This is a genomic window from Streptomyces brasiliensis (assembly GCF_014647875.1).
GTDB lineage: Bacteria > Actinomycetota > Actinomycetes > Streptomycetales > Streptomycetaceae > Streptomyces > Streptomyces brasiliensis.
The window spans coordinates 62,018-81,424 of record NZ_BMQA01000032.1 but is presented as its reverse complement, the minus strand read 5'-3'; the positions used below and the strand labels follow the sequence as shown (position 1 = coordinate 81,424).

General features: G+C 70.0%; 17 protein-coding genes. 12 read left to right on the top strand and 5 right to left on the bottom strand.

The features are described from left to right. Positions 1-19 precede the first annotated feature (19 nt). Complete coding sequence (locus IEZ19_RS33500) at positions 20-277, top strand: DUF397 domain-containing protein (RefSeq protein ID WP_189315076.1); 258 nt, start codon at positions 20-22, stop codon at positions 275-277. A gap of 102 nt (positions 278-379) precedes the next feature. Here IEZ19_RS33500 and IEZ19_RS33495 read toward each other — a convergent pair whose 3' ends face one another. Next, a complete protein-coding gene (locus IEZ19_RS33495; protein WP_189315075.1) occupies positions 380-877 on the bottom strand; it encodes an ATP-binding protein in 498 nt (165 codons plus the stop codon). Positions 878-1,199: 322 nt separating this feature from the next. Here IEZ19_RS33495 and IEZ19_RS33490 point away from each other — a divergent pair, with 322 nt between their 5' ends. The 4 genes from IEZ19_RS33490 (at position 1,200) to IEZ19_RS33475 (ending at position 5,206) form a co-directional block, all read left to right on the top strand. Then, positions 1,200-2,036, top strand: a complete 837-nt coding sequence (locus IEZ19_RS33490; protein ID WP_506005006.1) for a Sco1979 family transcriptional regulator — start codon at positions 1,200-1,202, stop codon at positions 2,034-2,036. Between the two features lie 172 nt (positions 2,037-2,208). After that, positions 2,209-3,669: an aldehyde dehydrogenase family protein gene (locus tag IEZ19_RS33485; protein WP_189315074.1), complete on the top strand. Its 1,461-nt coding sequence runs from the start codon at positions 2,209-2,211 to the stop codon at positions 3,667-3,669. A 321-nt stretch (positions 3,670-3,990) separates the two neighbouring features. Further along, entirely contained in the window at positions 3,991-4,539 is a 549-nt protein-coding gene (locus IEZ19_RS33480; RefSeq protein WP_189315073.1) for a DinB family protein, read from the top strand. 25 nt (positions 4,540-4,564) lie between these two features. Then, a complete protein-coding gene (locus tag IEZ19_RS33475) occupies positions 4,565-5,206 on the top strand; it encodes a PadR family transcriptional regulator (RefSeq protein WP_189315072.1) in 642 nt (213 codons plus the stop codon). Positions 5,207-5,239: 33 nt separating this feature from the next. On the opposite strand, the gene gad is transcribed toward IEZ19_RS33475, so the two are convergent. Both gad and IEZ19_RS33465 read right to left on the bottom strand, forming a co-directional pair. Further along, positions 5,240-6,652 carry a glutamate decarboxylase gene (gene gad, locus IEZ19_RS33470; RefSeq protein WP_189315071.1) on the bottom strand — a complete coding sequence of 471 codons (1,413 nt, stop codon included), beginning with the start codon at positions 6,650-6,652 and terminating at the stop codon, positions 5,240-5,242. 37 nt (positions 6,653-6,689) lie between these two features. Next, positions 6,690-7,973: an ion channel protein gene (locus IEZ19_RS33465; protein ID WP_189315070.1), complete on the bottom strand. Its 1,284-nt coding sequence runs from the start codon at positions 7,971-7,973 to the stop codon at positions 6,690-6,692. A 168-nt stretch (positions 7,974-8,141) separates the two neighbouring features. Here IEZ19_RS33465 and IEZ19_RS33460 point away from each other — a divergent pair, with 168 nt between their 5' ends. Further along, positions 8,142-8,903 carry a MerR family transcriptional regulator gene (locus tag IEZ19_RS33460; RefSeq protein ID WP_189315069.1) on the top strand — a complete coding sequence of 254 codons (762 nt, stop codon included), beginning with the start codon at positions 8,142-8,144 and terminating at the stop codon, positions 8,901-8,903. Between the two features lie 114 nt (positions 8,904-9,017). Then, on the top strand, positions 9,018-9,941 hold the full coding sequence (locus tag IEZ19_RS33455) for a DedA family protein (protein WP_373297095.1): 924 nt from the start codon (positions 9,018-9,020) through the stop codon (positions 9,939-9,941). A gap of 4 nt (positions 9,942-9,945) precedes the next feature. Here the strand turns inward: IEZ19_RS33455 and IEZ19_RS33450 are convergent, their stop codons facing one another. Then, positions 9,946-11,610 carry a threonine/serine exporter family protein gene (locus IEZ19_RS33450; RefSeq protein WP_189315067.1) on the bottom strand — a complete coding sequence of 555 codons (1,665 nt, stop codon included), beginning with the start codon at positions 11,608-11,610 and terminating at the stop codon, positions 9,946-9,948. A 121-nt stretch (positions 11,611-11,731) separates the two neighbouring features. Further along, positions 11,732-12,223 (bottom strand): inorganic diphosphatase, encoded by a 492-nt coding sequence (locus tag IEZ19_RS33445; protein ID WP_031115900.1) that lies wholly within the window; start codon positions 12,221-12,223, stop codon positions 11,732-11,734. Positions 12,224-12,302: 79 nt separating this feature from the next. Between IEZ19_RS33445 and dacB the strand changes: the two genes are divergently transcribed. The 5 genes from dacB (at position 12,303) to ftsH (ending at position 19,317) form a co-directional block, all read left to right on the top strand. Beyond that, positions 12,303-13,898, top strand: coding sequence for a D-alanyl-D-alanine carboxypeptidase/D-alanyl-D-alanine endopeptidase (dacB, locus tag IEZ19_RS33440; RefSeq protein ID WP_229841150.1), 1,596 nt, complete (start codon positions 12,303-12,305; stop codon positions 13,896-13,898). A 135-nt stretch (positions 13,899-14,033) separates the two neighbouring features. After that, positions 14,034-15,182 carry an Rv3626c family coenzyme F420 biosynthesis-associated protein gene (locus tag IEZ19_RS33435; protein ID WP_189315065.1) on the top strand — a complete coding sequence of 383 codons (1,149 nt, stop codon included), beginning with the start codon at positions 14,034-14,036 and terminating at the stop codon, positions 15,180-15,182. 192 nt (positions 15,183-15,374) lie between these two features. Then, positions 15,375-16,442, top strand: a complete 1,068-nt coding sequence (gene tilS / locus IEZ19_RS33430) for a tRNA lysidine(34) synthetase TilS (protein WP_189315064.1) — start codon at positions 15,375-15,377, stop codon at positions 16,440-16,442. A 65-nt stretch (positions 16,443-16,507) separates the two neighbouring features. Then, on the top strand, positions 16,508-17,068 hold the full coding sequence (gene hpt / locus IEZ19_RS33425) for a hypoxanthine phosphoribosyltransferase (RefSeq protein ID WP_189315090.1): 561 nt from the start codon (positions 16,508-16,510) through the stop codon (positions 17,066-17,068). 209 nt (positions 17,069-17,277) lie between these two features. Then, positions 17,278-19,317 (top strand): ATP-dependent zinc metalloprotease FtsH, encoded by a 2,040-nt coding sequence (ftsH, locus tag IEZ19_RS33420; protein ID WP_189315089.1) that lies wholly within the window; start codon positions 17,278-17,280, stop codon positions 19,315-19,317. Positions 19,318-19,407 lie beyond the last annotated feature (90 nt).

Genomic DNA, 19,407 nt, shown 5'->3' with positions numbered 1-19,407 from the left:
CACCACCGGGGAGCGACCTGTGGACCGCGACGTTGACGGCGTGTACGTGTACAACGGCATGGCTGCCACGCAGCTGGACGGAGTGGCCTGGCAGAAGAGCAGGTACAGCAACTCACAGGGCTCCTGCGTCGAGTTCGCCCGCCTCCCGGGCGGAGACGTGGCGGTACGCAACTCGCGCTTCCCGGACGGTCCCGCGCTCGTCTACACACGCGCGGAGATCGAGGCGATGCTGCTCGGCGTCAAGGACGGCGAGTTCGACCACCTGGTGGCGAGCTGAGACGAGTGACGTCCGAGCCGACGGGGGGACAACCGGTCGCATTCGCCGGAAAGTTCGCGGGAACGCGCGTAGACACGTGACGTCGTTCGACGCCGCGTGTCGTCAGTCCGCCATGGGGAGCCGGAACAGCGCCCAGACCACCTTGCCGCCCAGCGTGCCCGCGAGCGGGTGCCAGCCCCAGCTGTCGCTGAACGAGTCGACCAGGAACAGCCCGCGGCCCGACTCGGCCGAGTAGTCCTCGGAGTCGCGCGCGACCGGCGTCTCGTGGCTCGGGTCGCGCACCGCGCACACCAGCCGCTCGGTCCAGCGCATCAGGTGCAACCGCACCGCCGGGGACTGGTCCGCCGTAACGCCGGCGTCGCCCGGCAGCGCGTGCCGCAGGGCGTTGGTGACCAGTTCGGAGACGACCAGACAGATGTCGTCGAAGCGGTCACCGACGTCCCACTGGTCCAGCGTTCTTCGGGTGAACTGCCGGGCCTCGCGCACCGCTTCGTAGCGGGCGGGGAGGGCGCAGGAGGCGGCGTCGGACACGGCCGCGGGGTCCAGCGGCGGAAGGCCCTGCCGTAACGGCTCGAGCATGGTCGATCCATTCGTCCCCATGCGAGGCACTCCCGGGAATTCGCGGTCGTTGCGATGCAGCGGTGGCGCGGGACCATGGTTTCGGATGCGCACAGCAGATGCAAGGGCAGATGCACGTGCACGAGACCGAATTGAGCCCTCCCGTACCGCTTCTTGGCCATTTTTTCCGCCAGTCTCTTGGACTTGGCTCACCTGTGTCTTGCCTCTTCCTGCAAGTAAACGTTTGACGTCTTTCCGTTTCCGTAACCGGACGAGTACTGCTCGAAGTGTTTTAGTGGCAGACTGCGGGCCCTGAAGACGGTTGGGGAGGCTGGCGAACGTGAGCGCGGGAGAGCCCGGATCGGTGGTGCGACGCATGCTGCTCGGCTCGCAACTCAGGCGGCTGCGTGAGTCGCGCGGCATCACGCGCGAGGCTGCGGGGTACTCGATCCGTGCCTCGGAGTCGAAGATCAGCCGGATGGAGCTGGGCCGGGTGAGCTTCAAGACGCGGGATGTGGAAGACCTGTTGACCCTGTACGGCATCACGGACGACATGGAGCGCGAGTCCTTGCTGTCCCTCGCCAGGGAGGCCAATGTGGCCGGCTGGTGGCACAGTTACTCCGACGTGCTGCCCAGCTGGTTCCCCACGTATGTCGGCCTGGAGGGCGCGGCCTCGCTGATCAGGGCGTACGAGGTGCAGTTCGTACACGGTCTGCTGCAGACGGAGGAGTACGCGCGCGCGGTCGTCCGGCGCGGTATGAAGGGCGCGAGCGTGGCCGACGTCGAGCGGCGCGTGGCCCTGCGGCTCGAGCGGCAGAAGTACCTCGTCTCCGAGAACGCCCCCGACTTCCACATCGTGCTGGACGAGGCCGCCCTGCGCCGTCCCTACGGCGACCGCGAGGTGATGCGCGGCCAGCTCCAGCATCTGATCGAGGTCTCCGAGCGGCCCAACGTACGGCTGCAGATCATGCCGTTCAGCCTCGGCGGCCACTCCGGCGAGGGCGGCGCCTTCACCATCCTGAGCTTCCCCGAGTCGGATCTGTCCGACGTCGTGTACCTCGAGCAGCTGACCAGTGCGCTGTACCTGGACAAGCGCGAGGACGTCGCCCAGTACGAACAGGCGCTCAAGGAGCTCCAGCAGGACAGCCCCGGTCCGGACGAGAGTCGCGACCTGCTGCGCGGGCTGTTGCAGCTGTCGTAGGGAATACCCTCGATCCCCGCCAGATCCCTCCCGGCGTGGCCCCAACTCGCCTGATCCGCACGTAGGATGACGCGTGATCAGCGAGTGGATAGTTGAGAAGAAGTGATCGGAAGTCGATCGCACTCCGACTGCTTCGACCGACCACATCGGCAGCAGGGGATCGAGGGATCACATGTCGTCCTATTTCACCGACCTGGCCCAGCAGTTCATCGACGGTGAGTGGCGCCCGGGCACCGGCTCCTGGGACATCATCAACTTCAATCCGTACGACGGCGAGAAGCTGTCCTCGATCACCATAGCCACGGTCGACGAGGTGGATCAGGCCTACCAGGCCGCCGCCCGCGCCCAGAAGCAGTGGGCCACGACCAACCCCTACGCCCGCCGCACGGTCTTCGAGAAGGCGCTCAGGCTGGTCGAGGAGCGCGAGCAGGAGATCACCGAGGCCATCATCGCGGAGCTGGGCGGCACCCATATCAAGGCCGGCTTCGAGCTGCACCTGGCCAAGGAGTTCCTGCGCGAGTCGATCCACTTGGCGCTGCGTCCCGAGGGCCGGATCATCCCCTCGCCGATCGACGGCAAGGAGAACCGCCTCTACCGCGTCCCGGTCGGCGTCGTCGGTGTGATCAGCCCCTTCAACTTCCCCTTCCTGCTCTCCCTCAAGTCGGTCGCCCCGGCGCTCGCCCTCGGCAACGGTGTGGTCCTCAAGCCGCACCAGAACACCCCGATCACGGGTGGCTCCCTGATCGCGAAGATCTTCGAGGACGCGGGGCTGCCCAAGGGTCTCCTCAACGTCGTCATCACGGACATAGCCGAGATAGGAGACGCGTTCATCGAGCACCCGGTCCCGAAGGTCATCTCCTTCACCGGCTCCGACAAGGTCGGGCAGCACGTGGCCACGGTCTGCGCCGCGCACTTCAAGCGCTCGGTCCTCGAACTGGGCGGCAACAGCGCGATCGTGGTCCTCGACGACGCCGACCTCGACTACGCGGTCGACGCGGCCGTCTTCAGCCGGTACGTCCACCAGGGCCAGGTCTGCATGGCCGCGAACCGCGTCCTGGTCGACCGCTCGATCGCGGACGAGTTCACCGAGAAGTTCGTCGCCAAGGTGAGGTCGCTCAAGGTCGGCGACCCGAGCGACCCGCACACGATCATCGGGCCGGTGATCAACTCGGCCCAGGCCAACGCCATTTCGGGCGTCGTCGAGCAGGCCATCGCCGAGGGCGCCACGGCCCTGGTGCACGGCGCCACCACGGACAACCTGGTCGAGCCGTCCGTCCTGACCGACGTACCCGCCGACTCCGCGCTCCTCAGGCAGGAGATCTTCGGTCCCGTCGCCTTCCTCATCCCGTTCGACGGCGAGGAGGACGCGCTGCACATCGTGAACGACACCCCGTACGGACTGAGCGGCGCCGTCCACACCGGCGACATCGAGCGGGGCGTGGCCTTCGCCAAGCAGGTCGACACCGGCATGTTCCATGTGAACGACGGCACCGTCCACGACGAGCCGCTGGTCCCGTTCGGTGGCGAGAAGCACTCCGGGGTCGGCCGGCTGAACGGCGAGACGACGCTGGACGCCTTCACCACGCAGAAGTGGATCTCGGTGCAGCACGGGCGCAGCCCGTTCCCGTTCTAGTCGGTCACGGACCGGCTCGCGGCTGAGACGACGCAGCGCGCGGCCCGGACTACGTCGGCCGGCCGATTCGCCGAGGGTCCTCATGGCGAAGGACCGGGTGGCCGGGACGACCCCCGGGTGCGGAGTGAGGCGCCTCGGGCTCGTGCAGGATCGGGGCCCGCCGACCGCCCGACGTTCCACACGTCGTAGACGAATTCCGGCCGGAATCTCCGCGGCAGGTGCGGGCCCTTGCGGACAGAATCTGACCGCAAGGGCCCGTAGCTTCGGCGGTGTCGAGGGAGGCCCCGCGAGCCTCCCCGGCTCCGACGAAAGGTTGCGGTCATGGTCACTCACGTGCGCGCCGAGGCGCAGGGCGACGAGCGCGGGGCGCTGATCTCCTTCCTCGCCGAACAGCGCGGCGGCATCAGGCGGGCCCTGCTGGGGCTGACGGAGGAGCAGGCCGCGAGCCGGCCCAGCGCCAGCGAGCTGTCCCTGGGCGGGCTGCTCAAGCACGTCGCCGAGGTCGAGCAGGGCTGGGTGGCGCGGGCCAAGGGGGAGCCGCCGGCGGTCAAGCGGGACGAGTCGAACTGGCACGAGTGCTTCGTCCTGACCGACGGCGAGACGGTGGCCGGGCAGCTGGCGTACTGGGAGGAGGTCGCGGCCGAGACGGAGAAGTTCATCCGTGCCGTCCCCAGCCTGGACGACACCTTCCCGCTGCCCGACGACCCCTGGTTCCCGCCGGACGAGGCCGTTTCCATGCGCTGGCTGGTGCTCCACCTGATCCGCGAGACGGCCCGGCACGCGGGCCACGCCGACATCGTCCGGGAGTCCCTGGACGGGAAGACCGCCTTCGAGCTGGTGGCGCAGGAACAGGGCACGACCTGGGGCTGACCGGCCGGGCCCTAGGCTGAGGCGCATGTCAGCGATCCGTCTCCTCGTGCTGGGCGCGGTCCGCCAGCACGGGCGCGCCCACGGCTACCAGGTACGCAACGACCTGGAGTACTGGGGCGCGCACGAGTGGTCCAACGCCAAGCCGGGGTCCATCTACCACGCCCTGAAACAGATGGCGAAGCAGGGCCTGCTGCACGCCCACGAGATCGCACCGTCCACGGCGGGGGGCCCGCCGCGCACCGAGTACGAGGTCACGGACGCGGGGACCGAGGAGTTCTTCCGCCTCCTCCGTGAGTCCCTGGTCGCCTACGACCAGAAGATCGACATCCAGTCGGCGGCCATCGGCTGTCTGGTCGAGCTGGAGCGCGACGAGGCGGTGGCCCTGCTCGAGGAACGGATCCGGCGGATCGAGGAGTGGCGGTCCGCCGTCACCGAGCACTACATCCCCGAGGACGGGCCCGAACAGCTCGGCCACATCGGCGAGATCATGAACCTGTGGGTCCACCGGGCCGACTCCGACGCCGCCTGGACCCGCGAGCTCGTCGCACGCCTCCGGAAGGGCGCCTACACGTTCGCCGGCGAGGGCGAACCGTTCGTCGGCGTCCTGGCCGAGGGCGAGGAGAACCCGTACGCGACGGGGGAGCGGCATCCGGAGGACGACCGCTGAGGTTGCCGGGTCGGCGTTCGTCGGCGGCGTCCGTCAGTGGTGGAAGCCCGTCGCCGCCTGCTTGTCCTGTGTCCAGGGGTGGGGCTGGCGGTGCAGTTCGGGGAGCAGACGCGTCACGTCCTCGAGGAAGAGTTCCGCGAGGTCGACGGAGAAGCCGTTGCGGCACACCACCCGCAGCACCGACAGATCCTCCCGCTTGGGCGGGAAGGTGTACGCCGGCACCAGCCAGCCCTCCTCGCGCAGCCGCCGTGAGAGGTCGAAGACGTCGTACGACGTCACGCCCGGGACGGTGGTGAACGCGAAGACCGGCAGCTGGTCGCCGCGCGTCAGGAGCCGGAAGTCGCCCAGTGCCTCGATCCGCCGGGCGAGCTGGGTCGCCACGTCCCGGGTGGTCTGCTGCACGGCCCGGTAGCCCTCGCGGCCGAGGCGCAGGAACGAGTAGTACTGCGCGACGACCTGTGCGCCGGGGCGGGAGAAGTTGAGCGCGAAGGTGGGCATGTCGCCGCCCAGGTAGTTGACCCGGAAGACCAGTTCCTCGGGCAGCGCCTCCTTGTCCCGCCACACCGCCCAGCCGACGCCCGGGTAGACGAGGCCGTACTTGTGTCCGGAGGTGTTGATCGACGCCACGCGCGGGAGGCGGAAGTCCCACACCAGGTCCTCGTCGAGGAAGGGCGCGATCATCCCGCCCGACGCGCCGTCCACGTGGACCGGGATGTCCAGGCCGGTGCGCTCCTGGAGGGCGTCCAGGGCCGCGCACAGCTCGGCGATGGGCTCGTACGAGCCGTCGAAGGTGGAGCCGAGGATGCCGACGACACCGATGGTGTTCTCGTCGCACAGCTCGGCCGCAGCCTGCGGGTCGATGTGGAAGCGGTCGCCCTCCATGGGCACCTGGCGGGCCTCGACCTCCCAGAAGTTGCAGAACTTGTCCCAGCAGACCTGGACGTTGACGCCCATGACGAGGTTCGGACGCACTCCGCTCGACGGGTAGCGGTCGGCGTTGCGCTGCATCCAGCGCCGCTTGAGCGCCATCCCGGAGAGCATGCACGCCTCGCTGGAGCCGGTCGTCGAACAGCCCACGGCGCTCGACGGGTCCGGCGCGTTCCACAGGTCGGCGAGCATCGCCACGCAGCGCCGCTCGAGCTCGGCCGTGCGCGGGTACTCGTCCTTGTCGATCATGTTCTTGTCCCGGCACTCGGACATCAGCACCCCGGCCTGCGGCTCCATCCAGGTGGTGACGAACGTGGCGAGGTTGAGCCGGGAGTTGCCGTCCAGCATCAGCTCGTCGTGCACGACCTGGTACGCCGTCGTCGGCGGCAGCGGGTTGTCCGGCAGCCGGTGCTTGGGCGGTGCCTCGATCATGTCGCCGAGCGGATTCGCCTCGCCGTAGAACGGGTTGACGGACATGGGCCGCTCGTCGTGCTTCTCGGGACCTTTGTGGAGGGGCATCGTCGTGTCTCCTAGGGGATCGGGGGCAGCCGGGCGGTCAGCGGATCGCCGACCCGTCCGCCCGCAACTGCATCTGCGGCAGCCCCGTCACCAGCAGCCAGGCCGGCAGCGAGGCGATGCACAACAAGGCCAGGATCGTCGGTGAGGTGACGAGCGCGGCGGCGGTGAACAGGCTCACCCAGCCCTGCCGGGTGATCGCCAGGAGCATGCCCAGCACACCCGCCGACACGCCCACCGCCGGTTGCACGCCGGACACCAGGGCGTGCGCGCACAGACCGAGGGCGGTGCCGATGAAGACCGCCGGGAAGATCCGCCCGCCCCGGAAGCCGCAGGACGCGGCGACGATCAGCGCGGCCAGCTTCACCACCGTCATCAAGGCGAACTGCCCGGCCGACCAGCCGTCGGGATCGCGCGCCAGCATCGTCACCTCGTCGAGACCCTTGAACAGCGTCAGATGGCCGCCGAGCGCCCCGAGCGCGCCCAGGACGAGGCCGCCCGCCGGGAGCATCAGCATCGGGTGCCGCAGCCGCTGGAAGAGGCCGTGGGCGTACGGGAAGGCGTGGACGCCGGCCATGCCGAGCAGCGCGCCGGCCGGCGCGATCACGAGCACCGCCAGCAGGTCGGCCCAGTCCGGGCGGCCGACGGGAGGCAGGCCGAGGTCGAAGGTCGGATGGGCGACCAGCGTGGTCGTCATGGCGCCGGCCGCGCCCGCCGCCAGGGGCGCGAAGACGTTGTCCCACAGGCGACCCTGCATCTGCCGCTCGGCCAGCGCCTCGGACATGACCAGCGCCGCCGCCACCGGCGTACCGAACAGGGCGCCGATCGTCGCCGCCTCCGCCAGCGCCGCCCACGCCTCGCCCGGGATCCGCGCGACGAACCGGGTGCCCAGCCACACCGCCAGCCCGACGTTCACGGCGATGATCGGGTTCTCCGGGCCGAGGCTCGGCCCGCCCGCGAGCATCAGCGCCGCCGCGAGCAGCAGGCCCGGCAGGACCAGGGGTGGCAGGGTGGGCGCGTTCAGACTCATGGTCGCCGGGTCGGGTCCGGCGTGTCCCGGTACCTTCCACACCACGAGCCCGACCGCGACGCCGGTCGCGGTGAGCACGACGAACATCCACAGCACCGAGTAGTCGCCGATCCCCAGCGCCCTGGGCACGGTGTGCCACAGCACGTGCTCGAGCCTCTCAGCGATCGCGCTCACGGCGAGGTAGAGCAGGCCGGCCACCACGCCCACGGCCAGGGCGGGCAGGATCAGCGACAGGAGGGCGCGGGCGGGCGTCGTCGGGGCGATGGGCGCCTTGTGCACGGTCTCCTGGGCCACGGGCTCACGATAAGCGGACGTAACGGACTGAACATCCGGAGAAGAACGACGCCGAGGGGGCGCCTCCGAGGGAAGCGAGCCCGAGGCGGGCGCTTCCGTGGAAAACGGCCTTGCACCTCACGTGGCGTGAGGGCCCACCGTGAAGCCGTATCGACAGAAGGAGCGGAAGTGAGCTACTCCGTGGGACAGGTCGCCGCGTTCGCCGGAGTGACGGTGCGCACCCTGCACCACTACGACGAGATCGGCCTGCTGGTCCCCAGCGAGCGCACCCACGCCGGCCACCGGCGCTACGGCGACGCCGACCTCGACCGGCTGCAGCAGATCCTGTTCTACCGGGAGCTCGGCTTCCCGCTCGACGAGGTCGCGGCCCTGCTCGACGACCCGGACGCGAACCCGCGCGCACACCTGCGCCGGCAGCACGCGCTGCTGACCGCCCGGATCGAGAAGCTGCAGAAGATGGCCACGGCCGTGGAGCACGCCATGGAGGCACGCAAGATGGGCATGAACCTCACACCCGAGGAGCGGTTCGAGGTCTTCGGCGACAAGGACCCCGAGCAGTACGCCGAGGAGGCGGAGCAGCGCTGGGGCGGCACCGAGGCCTACGCCGAGTCGCAGCGCCGGGCCGCCCGCTACACCAAGGACGACTGGAAGCGCCTGCAGGCCGAGGCCGATGCCTGGAGCGAGCGCTACGCCGCCCTGGTGACCGAGGGCGAGCCCCCGACCGGCGAGGCGGCCATGGGCCTGGCCGAGGAACACCGCCGGCACATCAGCACGTGGTTCTACGAGTGCCCGTACGAGATGCACCGCTGCCTGGGCGAGATGTACGTCGCGGACGAGCGCTTCAAGGCGTTCTACGACTCGATGCGCCCCGGCCTGGCCGAGCACCTCAGGGAGGCGATCACGGCGAACGCGGCCCGCCACACCTCGTGACCGTGCATCCCGGCGCCACCCGTGGAACCCGGGGCTGACATCGAGCGTTGATAGCTTTGTACGGCCGCACATGGACGGCGCCGTCGCCTTCACCCTCAGGAGCCCGGACCCGTGATGACACTTGCCCTCGGCCCGAGCTGGCTGGATCCCAACTACCTGCTCGACACCTACGGCATCTGGGGCCTGCTGCTCGTCGTCTTCGCCGAGTCCGGACTGCTCATCGGTTTCTTCCTGCCGGGCGACTCCCTGCTGTTCACCTGCGGCCTGCTGATCACCTCCCACCAGCTGGACTTCCCGCTGTGGGGGGCGATCGCCCTGATCTGCCTCGCCGCGGTCCTCGGTGACCAGGCGGGCTACATGTTCGGCAAGAAGGTCGGCCCGAGCCTCTTCAACCGCCCGGACTCCCGGCTCTTCAAGCAGGAGAACGTCACCAAGGCGCACGAGTTCTTCGAGAAGTACGGCCCCAAGTCCCTGATCCTGGCCCGCTTCGTGCCCGTCGTGCGCACGTTCACGCCGATCATCGCCGGCGTCAGCGGCATGAGGTACCGCTCGTTCCTGGTCTTCAACGTCATCGGCGGCGTCCTGTGGGGCGCGGGCGTCACCCTGCTCGGCTCCTGGCTCGGCAACATCGACTTCGTCACGAAGAACATCGAGGCGATCCTGATTCTGATCGTGCTGGTCTCGGTGGTCCCGATCGCGATCGAGTTCCTGCGCGCCCGCTCCAAGGCCAAGAAGAACCCGCCGGTCCAGCAGCCACCGGCTCCGGTGATGGACGACGCGACGACCCAGCTGCGCCGCATCGAGCCGACGTACGACCAGTACAACCAGCAGCCGTACGACCAGCAGCCGTACGACCAGCAGCCGTACGACCAGCAGCAGTACAACGGCAACCAGAACCACGACCAGTACTACGGCCAGCAGCAGTACCCCCAGCAGCAGTACCCCCAGCAGCAGTACCCCCAGCAGTACCAGCAGCAGCCGTACGGCGAACAGCAGTACCCGTACGACTACAACCAGGGCAACCACCGCGCCCCGTAGGCGCTCAGAACCCCCTGGTCCTCTTGGCGGCCCGCCGCTTCCCGGCGGAGCCGACCCGGAGCGTCAGCCGGGAGATCTCCGACCCCAGGTTGACCCCGATCGCAATGGCCATGGCGAGGGACGCCGCCTTGGCCAGCGACACCAGCCCGTTGTCCACATTGTTCTGCGCGATGGACAGCAGCCCGAAATACGTCGCGGACCCCGGCAACAGGGGCCCGATCGCGGCGGTCGTGTACGGCAGCGCCGACGCGAACCGGAACCGGGACAGCAACTGCCCGAACAGCCCCACCAGCCCTGCCGCGACGGCCGTGGAAGCAACCGGTGAGATCCCGCCCGCGTAGTGCATCGCGCCGTACACCGACCACGCGACGCCCCCGTTGAGCGTCACCGCCAGCACGGTGGAGCGCTCCTGCTGGAGCAGCACAGCGAAGGTCAGCGACAGCAGCATCGACGCCGCGATCTGCAGCAGCGGCCGTTCCTCGATGTTCAGCGCGGCGTCCGGGTCGAGCGTGCCGCCCACCTTCACACCGAAGTACAGGACGACCAGCACGCCGATGACGATGCCGACGAAGAAGTACATGACCTCGAGCAGCCGGGCCGCCGCCGTGATGTAGAAGCCGGTCAGGCCGTCCTGCACGCCCGCAACCAGCGCCCGCCCGGGCAGCAGCGCGAACAGCCCACCGGTGATCACGGCGGACGCCTTCACGTCCACGTGCGCCAGCGTGATCGCCACGCCGATCGCGGCGGGCGGCATCGCGGCCACCGTGAACTGGTAGAACTCCGGCAGCCCCCGTCCCGCACACAGCCACGCCAGCCGGTCGCCGAGCATCGCGCCCAGCGCGGCCGCGACGAACACGATCAGGTCACCGCCGACCAGGACCGAGGCCGCACCGGCCAGCAGCCCGCTCGCCGAGGTCAGCGCCCAGCCGGGGTACGGGTGCCGGTTGCGGCGCATCTCCGCGAGCCGCCGGTAGGCCTCCTCGAGCGAGACGTGCGTCTCGGGGTCGGTCAGGTCGTCCACCAGCCGGAACACGGCCGCGAGGCGCGTGTAGTCGGTGCCGCGCCGGCGCACCGTCCGGGACGCGGTCACCGGGTCGTCCACCAGGGACGGCTGGTACGAGATCGACAGCAGCGTGAACGTGACCGTCGGCTCGCACCGGTCGAGACCGTACGAGTGACAGACCGCGAACATGGCGGCCTCCACGTCCTCCGCGCCCTCGCCGCCCGCGAGGAGCAACTCGCCGATGCGCAGGGTCAGGTCGAGCACACGCGGGACGGCCGGGCCGCTCTCCTCCTCGACCTTCTGGACCGGTTCCGGCGCCGGCCGTTCGGCCACCGGCATGCGCAGCATTGTGCGCATCCGGTCCTGCCAGGGCGCGTCCTTGGCCAGATTGACCGAGGGGAGGCCGGTCGGCGGGGTGAACGTGGTCCGGGTGTCCTCGGCGCTGTACGTGCTCGGCAGGCTGAACGCCGACCCCTCCGGCCCGGTCCCGGGCGGCTGCGGCGTGTCGAGCCCCTCCGGCACGGCGAACTCGGACGTCGTCTCCGACTCACCGCCGGTCCTCGGGACCGCCAGCCCCTCCGGGATCGCGAACTCGGACGTGATCTCGGGATCGTACGTGCTTCTCGCCTCGTCCGACCGAGGCTTGCGGTCCTCCGCCTCCGTCACTCCGCAACGCTCCCTGAACGACTCTTCCGTCAGGCTCAGTATGCGCATGACCACACGGCGGGCATGCAAACGGGCCGCACGCGTGCGCGTACGGCCCGTGGGACAGGGGAGTCAGGAGGGTTCAGTGACCGCCCTGCTCCTTGAAGCGCTTGTAGGACCGCTCGATCTCCGCCTCGGCGTCCGTGCGGCCCACCCAGTTGGCGCCCTCGACCGACTTGCCCGGCTCCAGGTCCTTGTAGACCTCGAAGAAGTGCTGGATCTCCAGGCGGTCGAACTCCGACACGTGGTGGATGTCGCGCAGGTGCTCCACGCGCGGGTCGGTGGCCGGAACGCACAGCAGCTTGTCGTCGCCGCCCGCCTCGTCCGTCATCCGGAACATGCCGATCGCGCGGCACTTGATGAGGCAGCCCGGGAAGGTCGGCTCGTCCAGGATGACCAGCGCGTCCAGCGGGTCGCCGTCCTCGCCGAGGGTGTTCTCGACGAATCCGTAGTCGGTCGGGTAGGCGGTCGAGGTGAAGAGACGACGGTCGAGGCGGATCCGACCGGTCTCGTGGTCCACCTCGTACTTGTTCCGCGAACCCTTCGGGATCTCGATCGTGACGTCGAACTCCACCGGTGGCTCCTCCATGATCAGCACATAGTTCTGGTGGTTAAGTGTCCCTCACGCAGGTGTGTGATCGCGAAAGGGGCTGGTGGTCGTGCCAGAACTGAGGCCTTGGCGAGCCGCGAGACCGCACGTGGTGCGGATCACGAACGCCGTACGACCGCGACTGGCACGGGCCGCGGCGCCCGTGAGACCGCGGGTCGCACGGCTCACGCGGGCCGTGAAACCGCAGCTCGCGCGGGTTCCCCGGACCGCAACCGCGCGGACCTGGCAGTACACCGCCCTCGCCGCCGGCGCCGGGCTGGCGCTGGCCGCCGGTGTGGTGACCGCCGCCGGACCCTGGGGCGCCACCGGTCAGCGTACGGCCGAGCGGGACCGGGCCGCCGCCCTCCAGGAGCCAGGTGGCGCAGATCACGGCCGCGCATCCGGTACGTCGTCCAGGGCGCCCCGGCCCGCACCCAGCGCCGCGACCGTCCTCGCGGACCTCGGCCGCACCACGACCACCGTCAAGACGGCACCCGGCGAGAAGCCCCTCACGGACGTCCTGGGCCCGCTCCTGGACGCCCCGGAGCTCGGCGGCTCCCACACGGCCGCCGTCGTCGACGTGACCACCGGAGAACGGCTCTACGGCACCGGCGGCGACACCGCCCTCACCCCCGCCTCCACCACCAAGATCGCCACCGCCGTCGCCGCCCTGTCCGCCCTGGGCGCCGACCACCGCCTCACCACCCGGACCGCCCTCGAACCCGACACCAGGGAACTCGTCCTGGTCGGCGGCGGCGACCCCACCCTCACGGCCCACCCGAAGGACGAGGGCTGGGCGAGCCTGCGCACCCTGGCCACCGACACCGCCAAGGCCCTCAAGGCCCGCGGCATCCGCCAGGTCACCCTGTCGTACGACACCACCCTCTACACAGGCCCCGGACTCCACTCCATCGGCGTCAACGACAACCTCGCCCCCGTCAGCGCCCTCACCGCCGACGAGGGCCGCACCGACGATTCGTCCAGCGGTCCCGTCACGCGCGTGCCCGACCCCGCGGCGGACGCAGCCCGCAAGTTCGCCGGCTTCCTCCAGGACGCCGGCATCAAGTCGACCTCCCCCGGCCCCTCCAAGGCGACCGGCCGCGCCCTCACCCTCGCCTCCGTCTCCTCGCCCCCGCTGTCCGCCCTGGTCGAGCGCATGCTGACCAACAGCGACAACGACATCGCCGAGGCCCTCCTGCGCCAGACCGCCGCCGCGACGGGCCGACCCGCGAGCTTCGACGGCGGCGCGCAGGCCGTCGCCGACCAGCTGAAGCGGCTCGGCCTGCCGGTCTCCGGCGCCGTCTTCCACGACGGCAGCGGCCTCGACCGCGAGGACCGGCTCACCGCCGACCTCCTCACCGCCCTCCTGGTCAAGGCCGGCTCCCCGTCCCGGCCCGACCTGCGCCCCGTCCTCACCGGGCTGCCCGTCGCCGGCTTCACCGGCACCCTGAGCACCCGCTACGCCGACGGCGCGGCCGGGATGGTACGGGCCAAGACGGGCACCTTGACCGGCGTCAACGCGCTGGCGGGCACCGTCGTCGACCAGGAGGGCCGGCTGCTGGCCTTCGCCTTCCTGGCGTCCGGCACGACCAGCCCCGAGGAGGCCCAGTCGGCCCTGGACCGGGCGGCGACGACGCTCGCGGGCTGCGGCTGCGGGTAGCCGCAACCAGCGGTCCGGATGCCATCGCCGCCCCTGTGGCCGCCGGCAGCGCGGTCCGCGGCTGTGGGCGGCCGCGCCACCTGCCGAAATCGTCACGGCCTGCCCCAAGTCGTAACGCTCACGTACCGTTGACGCATGACGAGCATCGGTGGTGCCGCTTCTTCTGGGATGGTCGACTGGAACCTCGCGGTGGCGACCGCGACCCGGCTCGTACGGCCGGGCCCCGAGGTCAGCCGCGACGAGGCCCGGGCCGTCGTCGCGGAACTGCGCCGCCACGCCAAAGCCTCGGAGGGCCACGTCCGGGGCTTCACTCGTCTGGGCACGGACGACGCCCACGACACCCCGGTCCTGGTCGTCGACCGCCCCGGCTGGGTCCGGGCCAACGTCGCCGGCTTCCGGGAGATCCTCAAACCGCTCCTCGACAAGATGCAGGAGCGGCGCGGCAGCACCCCGGGCGGCACGGTCCTCGGCGCCGTCGGCGGCAAGGTCACCGGCGTCGAACTCGGCATGCTGCTGTCGTTCCTGTCCTCCCGCGTCCTCGGCCAGTACGAGACCTTCGCCCCCGCCAGCCGCGACCTGCCCGCGGGCGGTCCCCCCGATTCACCGACCGGCGGGGGCCGGCTGCTGCTCGTGGCGCCCAACATCGTCCACGTGGAACGCGAACTCGACGTGGAGCCGCACGACTTCCGCCTCTGGGTGTGCCTGCACGAGGAGACCCACCGCACGCAGTTCACCGCCGTGCCCTGGCTGCGCGACCACCTCGAGGGCGAAATCCAGTCGTTCCTCGCGGAGACCGACGTCGACCCCATGACCGTCCTGGAACGCATCCGCGAGGCCGCCCAGTCCCTCGTCGGCGGGCGCCCCGAGGCCGAGGAGGGCGACGGCGGGCGCTCCTTCGTCGAACTCGTCCAGACCCCCGCCCAGCGCGAGATCCTCGGCCGCCTCACCGCCGTGATGTCCCTGCTGGAGGGCCACGCCGACTTCGTCATGGACGGGGTCGGTCCGGACGTCGTACCGACCGTCTCCGAGATCCGTGAGAAGTTCCAGCAGCGCCGCGCCAGGGGCGCCTCCCGCCTCGACATCGCCCTGCGCAAGCTGCTCGGTCTGGACGCCAAACTGAGGCAGTACCGCGACGGCGAACGGTTCGTACGGGCCGTCGTCGACGAGGTCGGCATGGACGGCTTCAACCGCGTGTGGACCTCCCCGAACACCCTGCCGACCAAGGCGGAGATCGCCAAACCGGCGGACTGGGTCGCGCGGGTGCACGGCAGGCCGGAATCGTGAACGGAGCGGCGACGTGGTGATACGGAATCCGCCGACGGCAGGCGGACGCCCCTCCAATCACCCGTCCGAGGGACCGTGGGGCATGAGTAGGCGTGCAATGCTCGGGGAACCGCCCGTTTCTGTCACCATCGACACACTCTGAGTGACCGGCCTCGGGCTCACCCCCCGAAAACTTCATGAAGGGAACCGGACATGGGTCCCCATCCTGCGGTCGCGGCGATACGCCTGGCGGTCCGCCGCGTCCTCCACGACATCCTCATCGAACACAGCGCCGACTCCCCGGACAGCGCACTCCGGCACGTACCCCGGCGCACGAGCGCCCCGGGCACCGCGTACGAGCGCCCGACGTCCCCGCTCGTGCTCGTGGCCTGCTCCGGCGGCGCCGACTCCGTGGCCCTCGCCTCCGCCCTCGCCTTCGAAGCCCCCAAGCTCGGCATCCGTGCAGGCGGCATCACCGTCGACCACGGCCTGCAGTCCGGTTCCGACCTGCGCGCCGAGGAAGTCGTCCAGCGGATGTGCGAACTCGGCCTGGTTCCCGCCGAGTCCATCAGTGTCACCGTCGGCCGCGAAGGCGGACCCGAGGCCGCCGCCCGTGACGCGCGCTACGCCGCCCTCGACGCCGCCGCCGACCGCCACGGCGCCACCGCGATCCTGCTCGGACACACCCGCGACGACCAGGCCGAAACCGTCCTGCTCGGCCTCGCCCGCGGCTCCGGCATCCGCTCCCTGTCCGGAATGGCCGCGGTCTCGGGGGCCGACGGCCGTTACCGCCGCCCCTTCCTCCAGCTCGACCGGCAGACCGCCCGCAAGGCCTGCATGGTCCAGTCCCTGCCCGTCTGGGACGACCCCCACAACGCGGACCCGGCCTACACGCGCTCCCGGCTCCGCCACGAAGGCCTGCCCGCCCTAGAGAAGGCCCTCGGCAAGGGCGTCGTCGAAGCCCTCGCCCGCACGGCCCAGCTCTCCCGCGACGACGCCGACGCCCTCGACCACTGGGCCAGCCTGGCCGAGGCCGGCGTCCGCGACGACTCCGGCCGGCTGGAGTGCGCCAAGCTCTACGCCCTGCCGCCCGCCGTGCGCCGTCGGATCCTGCGCCGCGCCGCCATCCAGGCCGGCGCTCCGGCAGGCGCGTTGTTCGCCCGCCACATCGAGGAAGTCGACCGGCTGATCACCGGCTGGCGCGGCCAGGGAGCCATCAATCTTCCGGGCAAAGTCGTCGCCCAGCGCCAGGGTGGCAGACTGGTGATTCGGCAAGGCTGAATCCCGACCCCTCGGAGTGACCCTCCGACGGTCCGGGCAGCCGGTGGGACGACCGACCGAAAGTGATGCGGGTGGACGCGAAAGACATGGGTGCCGACCTCCAGCAGGTGCTCATCACCAAGGAAGAGATCGACGCGAAGCTGGCCGAGCTGGCCGCGAAGATCGACGCGGAGTACGCGGGCAAGGACCTGCTGATCGTCGGAGTCCTCAAGGGCGCCGTCATGGTCATGGCGGATCTGGCCCGGGCGCTGTCCACCCCCGTCACCATGGACTGGATGGCCGTGTCGTCGTACGGCGCGGGCACCCAGTCCTCCGGTGTCGTGCGGATCCTCAAGGACCTCGACACCGACATCAAGGGCCGGCACGTCCTCATCGTCGAGGACATCATCGACTCAGGCCTGACCCTGTCCTGGCTGCTGTCGAACCTCGGCTCCCGCGAGCCCGACTCGCTCAAGGTGTGCACGCTGCTGCGCAAGCCGGACGCCGCCAAGGTCGCCATCGACGTCGAGTGGGTCGGCTTCGACATCCCCAACGAGTTCGTCGTCGGCTACGGCCTCGACTACGCCGAGAAGTACCGGAATCTTCCGTTCGTCGGTACGCTCGCGCCTCACGTCTACGGCGGCTGAGCCCCTCCCCGGACGGGCACGGCCCCACAAGGCCACAAGCTTTGTAGGACGATCGGGAACCCCAGCGGGTTTCGCGCCGTTGGAGCATGCAGAGACGGGATTGTCAGCCGCCCGGGCGACTTCGGGCAACAATGCTGGGGTACCGTCAGAAGAACTGTCTTATCAAACTCACTATGGCAGGAGGGACGGGGCGGCACCGCTCCGTATGGATGGACGTGAAGCGATACTTCCGTGGGCCGGTCATGTGGATCGTGCTGGCCGTCCTTGCCGTGGTCGTGTTGATGCAGGTCGTCGGCTCGTCCGGCGGCTACAAGACGGTGGACACCGGCCAGGTCGTGGCGGCGATCAACGACAACCGCGTGCAGTCGGCCAAGCTCACCACCGGTGACGAGCAGACCGTCAAGGTCACGCTCAAGGACGGTCAGAAGGTCGACGGCAGCTCGAAGATCCAGGCGAGCTACATCGGCGACCAGGGCGTGACCATCGCCGGCACCCTGCAGACCAAGTTCGAGCAGAAGCAGATCCCGGACGGCTACACGGTCTCGCCGTCCAAGCAGAACCCCTTCGTGGGCGTCCTGCTCTCGCTGCTGCCCTTCGTCCTGATCGTGGTCGTCTTCCTGTTCCTGATGAACCAGATGCAGGGCGGCGGCTCCCGGGTCATGAACTTCGGGAAGTCCAAGGCCAAGCTCATCACCAAGGACACCCCCAAGACCACGTTCACCGACGTCGCCGGCGCGGACGAGGCCGTCGAGGAGCTCCACGAGATCAAGGAGTTCCTCCAGGAGCCCGCGAAGTTCCAGGCCGTCGGTGCCAAGATCCCCAAGGGAGTGCTGCTCTACGGCCCGCCCGGCACCGGCAAGACGCTCCTCGCGCGTGCCGTCGCCGGCGAGGCAGGGGTCCCGTTCTACTCGATCTCCGGTTCCGACTTCGTCGAGATGTTCGTCGGTGTCGGTGCCTCCCGAGTCCGTGACCTCTTCGAGCAGGCCAAGGCCAACGCGCCGGCGATCGTCTTCGTCGACGAGATCGACGCGGTCGGCCGCCACCGCGGCGCCGGCCTCGGCGGCGGTCACGACGAGCGCGAGCAGACCCTGAACCAGCTGCTCGTCGAGATGGACGGCTTCGACGTCAAGGGCGGCGTGATCCTGATCGCCGCGACCAACCGACCGGACATCCTCGACCCGGCCCTCCTGCGCCCCGGCCGCTTCGACCGCCAGATCGCGGTCGACCGCCCGGACATGCAGGGCCGTCTGGAGATCCTCAAGGTCCACCAGAAGGGCAAGCCGGTCGCCCCCGACGTCGACCTGTCCGCCGTCGCGCGCCGCACCCCGGGCTTCACCGGCGCGGACCTGAGCAACGTCCTCAACGAGGCCGCCCTGCTCACGGCCCGCAGCGACAAGAAGCTCATCGACAACCAGATGCTCGACGAGGCGATCGACCGCGTGGTCGCGGGCCCGCAGAAGCGGACCCGGATCATGTCGGACAAGGAGAAGAAGATCACCGCGTACCACGAGGGCGGTCACGCCCTGGTCGCGGCGGCCTCCCCGAACTCCGACCCGGTCCACAAGATCACGATCCTGTCCCGCGGCCGCGCCCTCGGCTACACGATGGTGCTTCCGGACGAGGACAAGTACTCGACCACGCGCAACGAGATGCTGGACCAGCTGGCCTACATGCTGGGCGGCCGCGCGGCCGAGGAACTGGTCTTCCACGACCCGACCACGGGCGCCGCGAACGACATCGAGAAGGCCACCGCCACCGCCCGCGCGATGGTCACCCAGTACGGCATGACCGAGCGCCTGGGCGCCATCAAGTTCGGCGGCGACAACACCGAGCCGTTCCTCGGACGTGAGATGGCTCACCAGCGCGACTACTCGGAAGAGGTCGCCGCACTGGTGGACGAGGAAGTCAAGAAGCTCATCGAGAACGCGCACAACGAAGCCTGGGAGATCCTGGTGGAGAACCGCGACGTCCTCGACAACCTCGTCCTGGCCCTTCTCGAGAAGGAGACCCTGGGCAAGGAGGAGATCGCCGAGGTCTTCGCGCCCATCGTCAAGCGGCCGCCCCGGCCCGCCTGGACCGGTTCCTCCCGCCGTACGCCGTCCACCCGCCCGCCGGTGCTCTCCCCGAAGGAGCTGGCACTGACCAACGGGGCGAACGGCGCGACGCCGGCGATCAGCACGGCCAAGTCCACGGCGACGGAGGCCGCCCCGCTGACGGAGCAGTCCCCGGAGGACCGCCCCGAGCGCTGACCCGCCCGGCCCGGCGACCACACACCGGGCCCGGAATGTATGCCGCGCACCCCAGGTTCTAGCCTGGGGGGCGCGGCATTGCGCATGTCC